Origin of the sequence: Salinimonas sediminis (assembly GCF_003429285.1) — a bacterium.
GTDB lineage: Bacteria > Pseudomonadota > Gammaproteobacteria > Enterobacterales > Alteromonadaceae > Alteromonas > Alteromonas indica.
Genome location: NZ_CP031769.1, coordinates 3,621,309 through 3,634,593, shown reverse-complemented (window position 1 = coordinate 3,634,593; position 13,285 = coordinate 3,621,309). Strand labels below are relative to the sequence as shown.

The 13,285-nt window shown below is 48.1% G+C and carries 5 protein-coding genes, 2 tRNA genes and 3 rRNA genes; 6 read left to right on the top strand and 4 right to left on the bottom strand.

The window, feature by feature from the left end; translation table 11 throughout:
• Positions 1-19 precede the first annotated feature (19 nt).
• Positions 20-1,240, top strand: a complete 1,221-nt coding sequence (locus D0Y50_RS15940) for a DUF5610 domain-containing protein (RefSeq protein ID WP_108568455.1) — start codon at positions 20-22, stop codon at positions 1,238-1,240.
• 98 nt (positions 1,241-1,338) lie between these two features.
• On the opposite strand, the gene D0Y50_RS15935 is transcribed toward D0Y50_RS15940, so the two are convergent.
• Positions 1,339-1,803, bottom strand: a complete 465-nt coding sequence (locus D0Y50_RS15935) for an RNA recognition motif domain-containing protein (RefSeq protein WP_108568456.1) — start codon at positions 1,801-1,803, stop codon at positions 1,339-1,341.
• Between the two features lie 513 nt (positions 1,804-2,316).
• Between D0Y50_RS15935 and D0Y50_RS15930 the strand changes: the two genes are divergently transcribed.
• The 5 genes from D0Y50_RS15930 to rrf all read left to right on the top strand — a co-directional run bounded on the left by D0Y50_RS15930 (position 2,317) and on the right by rrf (position 8,039).
• Positions 2,317-3,851: ribosomal RNA gene (locus D0Y50_RS15930) — 16S ribosomal RNA — on the top strand.
• A gap of 80 nt (positions 3,852-3,931) precedes the next feature.
• Positions 3,932-4,007: transfer RNA gene (locus D0Y50_RS15925), tRNA-Ala, on the top strand.
• Between the two features lie 175 nt (positions 4,008-4,182).
• Positions 4,183-4,259, top strand: a tRNA-Ile gene (locus tag D0Y50_RS15920).
• Between the two features lie 475 nt (positions 4,260-4,734).
• Positions 4,735-7,716 (top strand): 23S ribosomal RNA (locus D0Y50_RS15915).
• A 207-nt stretch (positions 7,717-7,923) separates the two neighbouring features.
• Positions 7,924-8,039 (top strand): 5S ribosomal RNA (gene rrf / locus D0Y50_RS15910).
• The 16S, 23S and 5S rRNA genes sit together here with 2 tRNA genes alongside, the layout of an rRNA operon.
• A gap of 382 nt (positions 8,040-8,421) precedes the next feature.
• Here rrf and D0Y50_RS15905 read toward each other — a convergent pair.
• The 3 genes from D0Y50_RS15905 to D0Y50_RS15895 all read right to left on the bottom strand — a co-directional run bounded on the left by D0Y50_RS15905 (position 8,422) and on the right by D0Y50_RS15895 (position 13,123).
• Positions 8,422-8,634 carry a hypothetical protein gene (locus tag D0Y50_RS15905; protein ID WP_108567284.1) on the bottom strand — a complete coding sequence of 71 codons (213 nt, stop codon included), beginning with the start codon at positions 8,632-8,634 and terminating at the stop codon, positions 8,422-8,424.
• A 263-nt stretch (positions 8,635-8,897) separates the two neighbouring features.
• Complete coding sequence (locus tag D0Y50_RS15900) at positions 8,898-11,264, bottom strand: DNA polymerase II (RefSeq protein ID WP_232366287.1); 2,367 nt, start codon at positions 11,262-11,264, stop codon at positions 8,898-8,900.
• Positions 11,261-13,123: a diguanylate cyclase gene (locus tag D0Y50_RS15895; RefSeq protein ID WP_117317900.1), complete on the bottom strand. Its 1,863-nt coding sequence runs from the start codon at positions 13,121-13,123 to the stop codon at positions 11,261-11,263. Before D0Y50_RS15895 ends, D0Y50_RS15900 begins: the two co-directional genes overlap by 4 nt.
• Between the last annotated feature and the right edge of the window lie 162 nt (positions 13,124-13,285).

Here is a 13,285-nt window from a genome sequence, read left to right as displayed (position 1 = left end):
GGTGAGTGAGGACACTGTTATGAATGTTGATAAAATTACTAATGCCAAAGCTGAAACCGCAGCGCCGGTAAACCCTGTTACAGCGCATAAAAAGCAGTTGCAGCAGCAAGGCCTGCAGCAAGCAGCCCAGTTTATGCAGCAGGAAACATCGGTAACAGTTTCTGCTTCGCAAACTACTATTAGCTACAAAGTGGTCAATCGGGCCCTGGCATCCAATGTGGAAATTGATGGTCAGCGCCCTCTACCAAGCGAAAAGCCGCCCAAAGACGAAAACCTATTTGATTTTGAAGAAGTTGCTAAAAATGTGATGGGCTTTGTTGGTTCAGTTATACGTGGAGCGGCGGCTGGTGGAGCAGAAAAAGAGCAGCTTCAATCCTTGTTTGGGCAAGCCAGAGAAGGCGTAGCTAAAGGGATTGCTCAAGCCCGTCAGGATCTGTCCGGCTGGTTAAACGATGATATTAGTCAGGGGATCACCGATAGTGAATCTCTGATTGAAAATAAAATGGTAGCGTTGGAAGACGATGTATTTGGCCGTGCGCCAGTAGTAACCGCAACCCAGCTAGAACAGTTAAACAGCCGTGAGGGCGACCTGATTATCCGCACCCGGGAAGGCGACGAAGTAACAGTCCGGTTTGCAGATGTTCAAACAGCGAAGTACCAACAATATGGACCCTCGCAAGCCACCCCGGCTTCTGAGCCGGACGCCAGCTCCACCAATAGTAATACCGAAACTTATAGTCGTGCTCAATGGCAGGCCACCAGTAGTTTTAGCTTTTCAATTAGCGGCGAGCTGAACGAGCAAGAGCTGGCAGGCATTACGGAACTGGTAAACAGTACCTACGATCTGGCGACAACATTTTTTGATGGTGATATAGATAAAGCCTTCGAGCAAGCTAATGGCCTTACCTTTGATAAAGAGGTGTTAGCCGGCTATGCCATGCAACTTACCCGAACCCAAAGTTCCAGTGTTGTGAAAGCATATGAAAGTGTCCAGGGGCTTTCCGGTGAGGAACTGGCTAAGCGGGAGGGGGAATTTGCTATTGCTGACTATATCCAAAAAATGTTGAACAACCGCGAGCAGGCAGAGCAGACGTTAGCCACCGAGCAGGACATTGGCTCACTGGTACAAGGTATTATTAATCAAATGCAAGAAGTGCATACACCTGATCTCATCAGTGCGATTAATCGCTTTACTGGCTTTAATCAACAGCTAAGTAATGCCTTGGATGTGAAAGAGTAATACGTAATTACCTCACGGCTATCGTAACTAGCGTATAGGTGAATGTAAGCTAGCCTGATTCAAGAGTAAAAAAAACCTGGGTTTCCCCAGGTTTTTTGCTATTCCATTTCGCCTTTTTCTTTGGCGGGACGTACCTTTAATGTTCGTTCCAGGAAAACCTTATCGTTCAGTTCAGTTATTGCCTGGTCGACATCACTGGTAACCACTTCAATAAAACCATAACCTTTGCGCTTGCCCGTTCTTCGATCCTTCATCAGTCGAACAGACTGCACATTGACGTAGCTATTAAAGTACTCTTTTACAGCATCTTCGTTCGCTTTATATGGCAGATTACCCACATACAGCGTCGCCGTTTCGCCGCTAACTCCACTTTCAGGTTCGGCGGTAATTGCCGAGGTGCCGAATAGCGAAGCAAGATAGGGCGTAACGATGCCACTAAATAATAAAGATGCAGCTACAGTTAACGGTAAACTTGTTTCCATACCAGAAGAAGAAAATACCAGATAGCCGATAACCGCGAAAATTACGCTAATAATAGCGCATTGAATAAAGCCAACTTTCATAAACCTACCTTTATATTGTTATAGATGATACTTGGAGGCTGGTTATAGTTTACTCACTTGTAACAATTTGAACAACAATCTGTCACAGATGTAGACTAAAGGCCAAGTTTAGCACAAGGTTTGTTGGAAAAATGGGCGTTTGAATCAATAAAGTATAAAAACCCCGTAAAAGGATAAAAAAGGTGTTGACGGCGCAATATCCTCATGTAGAATGCGCCCCACGTTTCGAGAGGGCAGCAGCCAATTCGAAGTGTAGTTTTCCAAGCAAGCGCTTTTAGAAAAAACTTTCAAAAAAGTGTTGACGCAGAAAACGAAACGCGTAGAATGCGCATCCCGCTTCGGGGAGAAACGAAGCAAGGCGTGAAGTAAAAATAAACAGTAGTTTACTTTGAAAAGCGTGCCAGCCGGCATGCCGGCTGTCAAAATGTTCTTTAACAATTTATAACAAGACAATCTGTGTGGGCACTCGTTAAGAGTGTCAACCGACGATTCATAAAAAGTTTTCGATATATTTAATTGAAGAGTTTGATCATGGCTCAGATTGAACGCTGGCGGCAGGCCTAACACATGCAAGTCGAACGGTAACATTTCTAGCTTGCTAGAAGATGACGAGTGGCGGACGGGTGAGTAATGCTTGGGAACTTGCCTTTGCGAGGGGGATAACCACTGGAAACGGTGGCTAATACCGCATAATGTCTACGGACCAAACAGGGCTTTCGGGCTCTGGCGCAAAGAGAGGCCCAAGTGAGATTAGCTAGTTGGTGAGGTAAGAGCTCACCAAGGCAACGATCTCTAGCTGTTCTGAGAGGAAGATCAGCCACACTGGGACTGAGACACGGCCCAGACTCCTACGGGAGGCAGCAGTGGGGAATATTGGACAATGGGGGCAACCCTGATCCAGCCATGCCGCGTGTGTGAAGAAGGCCTTCGGGTTGTAAAGCACTTTCAGTGGGGAGGAAAGGTTAACGGTTAATACCCGTTAGCTGTGACGTTACCCACAGAAGAAGCACCGGCTAACTCCGTGCCAGCAGCCGCGGTAATACGGAGGGTGCAAGCGTTAATCGGAATTACTGGGCGTAAAGCGCACGCAGGCGGTTTGTTAAGCTAGATGTGAAAGCCCCGGGCTCAACCTGGGACGGTCATTTAGAACTGGCAGACTAGAGTCTTGGAGAGGGGAGTGGAATTCCAGGTGTAGCGGTGAAATGCGTAGATATCTGGAGGAACATCAGTGGCGAAGGCGACTCCCTGGCCAAAGACTGACGCTCATGTGCGAAAGTGTGGGTAGCGAACAGGATTAGATACCCTGGTAGTCCACACCGTAAACGCTGTCTACTAGCTGTTTGTGCCTTTAAGGCGTGAGTAGCGAAGCTAACGCGATAAGTAGACCGCCTGGGGAGTACGGCCGCAAGGTTAAAACTCAAATGAATTGACGGGGGCCCGCACAAGCGGTGGAGCATGTGGTTTAATTCGATGCAACGCGAAGAACCTTACCTACACTTGACATGCTGAGAACTTTCCAGAGATGGATTGGTGCCTTCGGGAACTCAGACACAGGTGCTGCATGGCTGTCGTCAGCTCGTGTCGTGAGATGTTGGGTTAAGTCCCGCAACGAGCGCAACCCTTGTCCTTAGTTGCCAGCATTTAGTTGGGCACTCTAAGGAGACTGCCGGTGACAAACCGGAGGAAGGTGGGGACGACGTCAAGTCATCATGGCCCTTACGTGTAGGGCTACACACGTGCTACAATGGCATATACAGAGGGAAGCGAGACAGTGATGTGGAGCGGACCCCTTAAAGTATGTCGTAGTCCGGATTGGAGTCTGCAACTCGACTCCATGAAGTCGGAATCGCTAGTAATCGCAGGTCAGAATACTGCGGTGAATACGTTCCCGGGCCTTGTACACACCGCCCGTCACACCATGGGAGTGGGATGCAAAAGAAGTAGTTAGTTTAACCTTCGGGAGAACGATTACCACTTTGTGTTTCATGACTGGGGTGAAGTCGTAACAAGGTAACCGTAGGGGAACCTGCGGTTGGATCACCTCCTTACCAAAAGAATCGACGAGCACTCTTAGCGTAGTGTCCACACAGATAGTCTTGTTATAGAAAAGAAGAACGACCGTTTTTATGGGGCTATAGCTCAGCTGGGAGAGCGCCTGATTTGCATTCAGGAGGTCAGCAGTTCGATCCTGCTTAGCTCCACCATTTCAGTCCACTATCTGAATCAAATAGAGTCAGATTGCTGAAAGAAGGTTATAGCAAAGCGATTTGGTTTGAATGCATACCAACTTGAAGAGTGAGGAAGGAGCATACGTAGCGTATGTGACTGACAAGCGATGAAATAAAGGTATTCAGTCAAGACAAAGCGAAAAGCTAGAACAGGCTTGTAGCTCAGCTGGTTAGAGCGCACCCCTGATAAGGGTGAGGTCGGCAGTTCAAGTCTGCCCAAGCCTACCATTTCTTCCCTGCTTTTCGTTATCGAATTGCTCATGTGCTGATAAGCACACTACGCAATCCGATGCCTCAATCAGAGAAGAAATGCGAAAGAAAACCGGTTGCCAGGAAAATCGGAATCCTAATGAATATTTACTGTTTCAGTAAGCATTGATTAGGGTTTTTTACTCTAAGGATAAAAGTACTGCTTTTAGCAGGAAATATCCAACGTTCTTTAACAATTTGGAAAGCTGATATTAATTAGTAATCAATCAAAATTGAGTAACTGAGAATTGAATATCGAAAGATGTTCTTTCAATCACGCTACTCTCTACTTGACTTAAATTACTTGTTATCGAAAAAGCGCTGAAAAGCGTGCCAATCGGCAAGTCCGATTGTCAATGAGATAGCAAGGCGATTTATCGATTAGCTTGTCATCATACAGCAGGTGTTAATTCACCGACCAATGCAGAAGTCAAAAGGCTGCTTGGGGTTGTATGGTTAAGTGACAAAGCGTATACGGTGGATGCCTTGGCAGTTAGAGGCGATGAAGGACGTGTAAGTCTGCGAAAAGCTGTGGTGAGCCGACAAAATGCATTTGAGCCACAGATGTCCGAATGGGGAAACCCACCTGTTTACAGGTATCGCTACATGAATACATAGTGTAGCGAGGCGAACGAGGGGAACTGAAACATCTAAGTACCCTTAGGAAAAGAAATCAACCGAGATTCCCCTAGTAGCGGCGAGCGAACGGGGATTAGCCCTTAAGCATTTTATAAGTTAGTGGAAGCCTCTGGGAAGTGGCGCGATACCGGGTGATAGCCCCGTACACAAAAGCGAATTTAATGTGAAATCGAGTAGGTCGGGACACGTGTTATCCTGACTGAATATGGGGGGACCATCCTCCAAGGCTAAATACTCCTAACTGACCGATAGTGAACCAGTACCGTGAGGGAAAGGCGAAAAGAACCCCTGTGAGGGGAGTGAAATAGAACCTGAAACCGTATACGTACAAGCAGTGGGAGCACCTTCGTGGTGTGACTGCGTACCTTTTGTATAATGGGTCAGCGACTTATATTTAGTAGCAAGGTTAAGCAAATAGCGGAGCCGTAGCGAAAGCGAGTGTTAACTGCGCGTTTAGTTGCTAGGTATAGACCCGAAACCCGGTGATCTAGCCATGGGCAGGTTGAAGGTTGAGTAACATCAACTGGAGGACCGAACTCACTAACGTTGAAAAGTTAGGAGATGACCTGTGGCTGGGGGTGAAAGGCCAATCAAACCGGGAGATAGCTGGTTCTCCCCGAAATCTATTTAGGTAGAGCCTCGGATGAATTCCATTGGGGGTAGAGCACTGTTAAGGCTAGGGGGTCATCCCGACTTACCAACCCTTTGCAAACTCCGAATACCAATGAGAACTATCCGGGAGACACACGGCGGGTGCTAACGTCCGTCGTGGAGAGGGAAACAACCCAGACCGCCAGCTAAGGTCCCAAAATATTGCTAAGTGGGAAACGATGTGGGAAGGCACAGACAGCTAGGAGGTTGGCTTAGAAGCAGCCACCCTTTAAAGAAAGCGTAATAGCTCACTAGTCGAGTCGGCCTGCGCGGAAGATGTAACGGGGCTAAGCAATATACCGAAGCTGCGGCAGAGGACATCACTCAATGCTATTTAAGCTAACAGCGACCTGCGTAAGCAGCCGCTGGTAAAGCGTTCATCACAAGGTGGTGAAGATAAAGAACGAAGAAGTAGCATTCAGGATGTCCTCTGGGTAGGGGAGCGTTGTGTAAGTGGATGAAGGTGAATCGAGAGGTTTGCTGGACATATCACAAGTGCGAATGCTGACATGAGTAACGATAATGGGGGTGAAAAACCCCCACGCCGGAAGACCAAGGTTTCCTGTCCCATGCTAATCAGGGCAGGGTAAGTCGGCCCCTAAGGCGAGGCAGAAATGCGTAGTCGATGGGAAACGGATTAATATTTCCGTACTTGTATAATCAGTGATGGAGGGACGGAGAAGGCTAGGCAAGCCTGGCGTTGGTAGCCCAGGTGAAAGTGCGTAGACCGAGTGTTTAGGTAAATCCGGACACTTAAAGTCGAGACACGAGACGAGCTCCCAAGGGAGTGAAGTTGTTGATGCCCTGCTTCCAGGAAAAGCTTCTAAACTTATGATTATACAAACCGTACCCCAAACCGACACAGGTGGTCAGGTAGAGAATACTAAGGCGCTTGAGAGAACTCGGGTGAAGGAACTCGGCAAAATAGTACCGTAACTTCGGGAGAAGGTACGCCCTTGTTGGTGATAGGATTTACTCCTTGAGCGAATGAGGGCCGCAGTGACCAGGTGGCTGGGACTGTTTATTAAAAACACAGCACTCTGCAAACTCGAAAGAGGACGTATAGGGTGTGACACCTGCCCGGTGCCGGAAGGTTAATTGATGGGGTTATCTTCGGAGAAGCTCTTGATCGAAGCCCCGGTAAACGGCGGCCGTAACTATAACGGTCCTAAGGTAGCGAAATTCCTTGTCGGGTAAGTTCCGACCTGCACGAATGGTGTAACCATGGCCACGCTGTCTCCACCCGAGACTCAGTGAAATTGAAATCGCAGTGAAGATGCTGTGTACCCGCACCTAGACGGAAAGACCCCGTGAACCTTTACTACAGCTTGGCACTGAACATTGAACCTACTTGTGTAGGATAGGTGGGAGGCTTTGAATCGCAGACGCCAGTTTGCGTGGAGCCGACCTTGAAATACCACCCTGGTATGTTTGATGTTCTAACATAGGTCCCTTATCGGGATTGTGGACAGTGTCTGGTGGGTAGTTTGACTGGGGCGGTCTCCTCCCAAATAGTAACGGAGGAGCACGAAGGTTAGCTAATCACGGTCGGACATCGTGAGGTTAGTGCAATGGCATAAGCTAGCTTAACTGCGAGACAGACACGTCGAGCAGGTACGAAAGTAGGTCATAGTGATCCGGTGGTTCTGTATGGAAGGGCCATCGCTCAACGGATAAAAGGTACTCCGGGGATAACAGGCTGATACCGCCCAAGAGTTCATATCGACGGCGGTGTTTGGCACCTCGATGTCGGCTCATCACATCCTGGGGCTGAAGTCGGTCCCAAGGGTATGGCTGTTCGCCATTTAAAGTGGTACGCGAGCTGGGTTTAGAACGTCGTGAGACAGTTCGGTCCCTATCTGGTGTGGGCGTTGGATGATTGAGGGGAGCTGCTCCTAGTACGAGAGGACCGGAGTGGACGAACCGCTGGTGTTCGGGTTGTTATGCCAATAGCATTGCCCGGTAGCTACGTTCGGAACGGATAACCGCTGAAAGCATCTAAGCGGGAAGCCGAACCCAAGATGAGTCATCCCTGACTTTTAAAGTCCGGAAGGGTTGTTGTAGACTACAACGTTGATAGGCAGGGTGTGGAAGCGTTGTAAGGCGTTAAGCTAACCTGTACTAATTGCCCGAGAGGCTTAACCATACAACCCTAAGCGGCTTCATGCGCTGCGGGTTGTGGTAGAGACAAGCTAAAACAAGTGAGAGTAGCAACGTTACTCAATGATTGATTGAATATCAGATTTCCCGAATTGTTAAGTTTTTAAAGTAAGGCTGACAGGCCGCGCTCTTAAGCGCACAGCAGGTCCTCCTTACGCAGAATATAAAACGTATTCTGCACAAAAAGTTTTTGTCTGGCGGCCATAGCGATACGGCACCACCTGATCCCATTCCGAACTCAGAAGTGAAACGTATTAGCGGCGATGGTAGTGTGGGGTTTCCCCATGTGAGAGTAGCACACCGCCAGACTCCCATTCTACGAAGAAGCCCACTCGATTGAGTGGGCTTTTTTGTGGCTGTGACAAAATAAAGCATAAGGGTCAGGATAGTGTTTTGTGTAGCACAGCCGCCACGACTCGCTGTGAAGCAGGCCTATTCTACGAAGAAGCCCTTGTCGAAAGACAGGAGCTTTTTTTGTGGCTGTGACAAAATAAAGCATAAGGGTCAGGATAGTGTTTTGTGTAGCACAGCCGCCACGGCTCGCTGTGAAGCAGGCCTATTCTACGAAGAAGCCCGCTCAAACTTCAGAAGAAATCGAGCAGATCAGATAATGCAATAAACTTATAATGACTAAACAGCTTTTGACGCGCAACACCATCGGGACGTGATGGTGTTGGTCAGGTTAGTACAACTAATGCTGCGATGTTGATGGTTTGGGTTTATCGTTAAATAGCCGGGTCTTAACAAAATACAAAAATTCGGCTGACAGCATACTGAGCAATGCCATTGTTAATATTTGCGCCTGACTAATATGCTCAAACACAAACAGTAATACCCCTGCCATAATAGAAAATAGTGCCAGACTAATATGAAATGAAACAATACCTTTTTGAACCTGGTTCATGATTATCCCTTATCAAATTAATATCAATCTACGCACCTAATAACCACAAATAATCCCGTTCTGCCCGGTCTATACGCTTATAAACTTCGAATAGTGTGAGCGGGTCGTCATATACGCTGGTTGATAAAGCAACATTCAACAAACTAGCGAGGCTAGGCGAGGAGAACAGCGTGAAATAATTAACCCTCTCCATAAGCATGCGACAGGAAAGAATTTATTACCAGCAGAGCACGACCAGTTTTATATTACACAGGATATATGTTTTAAAACAAGCCCATTTGTTGAGCGGTGAGTTCATCAAAAGAGAGACCTATAACAGGTAAAATGCTTTGGGCTATAGGGCGGATCTGTTTTTCTATATAATGTTCGTAATCCAACGGGGCTTTTTGCCGGTCAGACGTCTGGGGCCCGGCCAGGGTAACGACATACTTTACCGCGCTTTTATTTCGATATTGCAAGGGTAAACCGTTTGTCTGATTGAATAGCTCCGCTTGTTGCGCAGCCTTTACATGGGGCGGAACACTTTTTGTGTACTGAGCCAGAGGCTTAGTCAGGCGTTTCTTATAAATAAGTAGCTCGTCAAACTGCCCTGCATAAATTGCCGCCACCGTATCAAGAATATAGCGCTCTACAGCTTTGCCAGTAAATACCCGGGTGTATAGCTCCTGCTGAAATGTTTTAGCCAGAGAGGTCCAATCTGAGCGGACATTCTCCAGACCTTTGAATACTATTTTAGGTGGTTGCGCTTGGCTATCAATCAGCCCAGCATAGCGTTTCTTACTGCCAAGTTCGGAATTACGAATCGTCGGCATGAAAAACTTATCAAAACAGGTTTCAAATTCGATCTCTAAGAAACAATCAAGGTTGAAGTCCTTATTAAGCCGCTGTTGCCATCGCTGGTTAATTTGCTGCTCTAATTGTTTACCAATCTGACAAGCTTCTTCGCGGCTATGCACCTGAGATAAATGTACGAAGGTCGAGTCGGTATCGCCATAAATAACATCATACCCTGCTGCCTCTATCCATTGCGCCGTGGTTTGCATGATATCGTGGCCCCGCAATGTGATAGAGCTGGCGAGTCTGGGATCATAAAAAGGGCAGCCGCCACTACCCAATACACCGTAAAATGAATTCATTAATATTTTAATGGCCTGAGAGCGGGGCGCATCCTGCTGGCGCTTGGCTTCATCACGCTGTTTCCACAAGTTGGCAATTATCTCGGGCAAAAAATGCGCATCGCGGGAAAAGCGAGCCCCTTTATAGCCTTCAATAGCAGTTGTTGGGTTAGCCAGACCTTCTGCTAAGCCCATAGGGTCTATTTTGAAGGTGCGTATTATAGACGGATACAGGCTTTTGAAGTCGAGTACCAGAACGAAATCATACAGGCCAGGGCGGGACGCCATAACATAACCGCCGGGACTTGCCAGCCCCCCATCTTGAGGTCGTATACCGCTGATATAGCCCTGGCGGTGTAGGCGGGGCAAATAAACGTTGATAAAAGCAGCCACCGAACCACCGGGACGCGACATGTCTAAACCGGTTAGGGTGCTTCGCAGAACCAGAAAGTCGATAAACCGGGTATGGGCAGCAATCTCGTTAACTAACTCACAGTCTTCAATATTGTAGCGAGCCAACTGCAGGGGGTCATGTTTATACAGTGCTTTAATAGCAGCTAATTGATCGTCTTCTTTAACCAGCTTACCACGATTAAGCAGTGTGCCAGCGACAGCATCCAGGCTAAAACTATCGAATTGATAGGTCATAGTTTTGAGTGCCTCGATACCATCCACCAGGGCACGTCCCGGTAAGTCAGCTATTGTGCCGCTTTCCCATTGGCGTACCGTTAATACACTACCGTTTCGCCCCATAGCTAACTGCATATGGTGGCGCCGGGCACATCGGTATAAAACCGCAAAATCAAACTGCTTTACATTCCAGCCTAGCAACACGTCGGCATCGTAGTTCACGACTATATCGACTAACCGTTGCAGTAGCGTTTTTTCATTTGGTACAACTTCTACTATGAAATCGCTATTGGCTGGTGTAACTACCGGGGTGGGGTAAACCAATAGAACATGTTTTAAGTCAGGTGCGCTGAAACCGATGCTATATAGGTTTTCACGCTCATCACACTCTATATCGATGCTTAAAGAACGTAATAAAGGACGATATGACGCACCGCGCAGGGTGACGTTATGCAGGATATTTCCCTGTTGAGGGTGGCCTTTGTAGCGAATGCTGCCGTATGCAAAGCGCTCCATCAAGAAACGGTCAGCTAACTTAATGTCACCTTCGTAAAGTACGATTCCTTGGGCGCTTAATAATTGCCGCACCGACTGCGTAAGCCCATCAGGGCTGTAACGTAATAAACTGACAGGCTGTTGATTAAGAGTACGGTAGGTATCCGGCAGTAAGTCAACCGATAGGCGCTGTTGCAGCAGCAGTTGACATGCCTTTTGCGCATCGGCGGTATGCACAAAACACACATTTTGCTGCGGGGTAGAGTATAGGCACACAGGCCCGGTGTCGGTCGCCAGCCATAACTCAACAAGCTCTTGATTGGCGCGGCGCACCACTCGGCGGGTTAAAATAAAACCCAGGCCATGGGCGGCGGGTAACGGCCGCCTCACGAGGTTCTGGCAACCGCCTGTTGGTAAACCCTGATACAGTCACGGCCCGCGGCTTTGGCGACATAGAGCGCCTCGTCTGCCAGGTTCATCAACTGCGCGGTGTCCTCGCTTTCATCGCCGCTAACCAAACCTATCGATACTGATAAGGTTATGTCTTCACGGCCGATACGTGCAGGCACATCCTTTACGATTTCACGAAACCGGTTCAGCAGCTTAACCGCATCGTCGATAGAGGTATGAGGGAAAGCAAACAGAAACTCTTCTCCGCCAATTCGGCCCAGAATGTCTGTACCGCGAAATGATTTGTTCGCCAACGCTGAAAACCCTCTTAATATGTCATCTCCTGCCTGGTGTCCCCAGGTATCGTTGATATGTTTAAAGTGATCAAGATCCAGGAGGGCCAAGGTCATGTACTCGTTGTGGCGGTGTGCCAGGTTAAGTTGCTGACCCACATCTTCCAGGGTTTTTCGGCGGGTTAGCAGGCCGGTCAGCCCATCTTTATTGGCCAGAGTTTCGTATTTTCTTTGGTGACGTTTGCTAATCTGATGTTGCCACATCAGCAGTAAGCAGATGACGGCCAGTAACGTCACCACGATAGCAGTGTAACCGCGTTGTTTTCGCTCGCTTTCTAATTCGGCCTTTTGCCGTAGGTTTTGCTCTTGCAGCAGCGCATTTTGCGATCGCTGTTGTTCAGTTTCGAACGCGGTTTTAAGTTTTATTAGCCGTTGGCTATTTTGTTCCTGCTGCAAGCGGCGTTCATCTGCCAACATGGTCAAAATTAACTGATAGGCCTCTCGGTATTCTCCTAATGCAGCAAAAACTTCCGCTTTTAACTTACTGATTTGTACTTTGTGTGGCAGAAATGCATCGCCGTCAGCCAGCAGTTGGGCGGCTTCAATACGTTCTAGCGCTAACGGCGCAGCGCCTTCAATCAGCCCGATTCTGGCTTGCGCCAGGAGCACCCCTATTTGTTGATAGGGATTTTTCGCTTCTTCAAATAATCGAAGTGCATCCACTAGGTAGGAGCCTGCTTCGTCTAAATTACCACGCTCTATCAACACTTCAGAGATTTGTTGATAACTGTACGCAGCGCCCTGAATATCCTTAATATTTACCGCCAGTCGGGCCGATTTGACCAAGAGTTCCAGGCCCACCTGCTGTTTATTAAGTTTAAGATAGCTACGTCCCAGGCCGAACATCGTATTGGCCAGCTCAAGCCGGCGCTGGTGTTTTTCATAGTACGCCTGCGCTTCTTCAAAATACGGTATGGCCAGGGCAGGTTCGTCCCGGTACTCATAGACCAACGCAATCATTCCACTGAAATCGGCAGGAGACAATCGCAACGCGTTATCCTGGGCTAACCGATACCCTTCCTGAAACCGACCCAGGGCTTTATCAGTCTCGCTGAGGGTTAAATTCATATAACCGGCTACGCTAAGTGCATAGGCCAATAATTCAGCGGAGTCATTGTGTCTGGCCCAGCGGATAGCCTGGGCAACCTGCAGCTCAGCTTCCCGAGCCCGGCCAAGGCCTTTAAGTGCCTCAGCCTGTGCAAGCTGTAAATAATGAAATAGCCAGGGCTGTTGGTCGTGCTCAAGCAGGGCTAACCCTTGCTCAGCCTGTTCCAGTGCCTTGTTATGCAGTATCAATGATGAATAAGCGCGACTGGCCACAAAATGCTGACCCGCCTCATCAATTGCTGTTTTCGTATTGTTTGGTGGCAAAATTTGATCAAGTACCTGACGGGGATTATCCCTTACACCTTTCAAACTTTTTAAAATGGGTTCAGGCCAGTCTGTTAATGCGCGGGCAAACACCGATTCACTATAAGCGCTCAGTAACAGTATTAAACTAAACATGGCAGCAAACCGGGCGTTAACCGGTATAGACAATGTTCGATTCTGATGATTATTCAACGTAATAAGACTCTTAGTGATCCGGGCCCTGGGCAGGCTTTATGATAGTGGCGCACGGTTAAGTAAACAATATGGCGCACGGCTTTTTAATACCGCATAACGGGG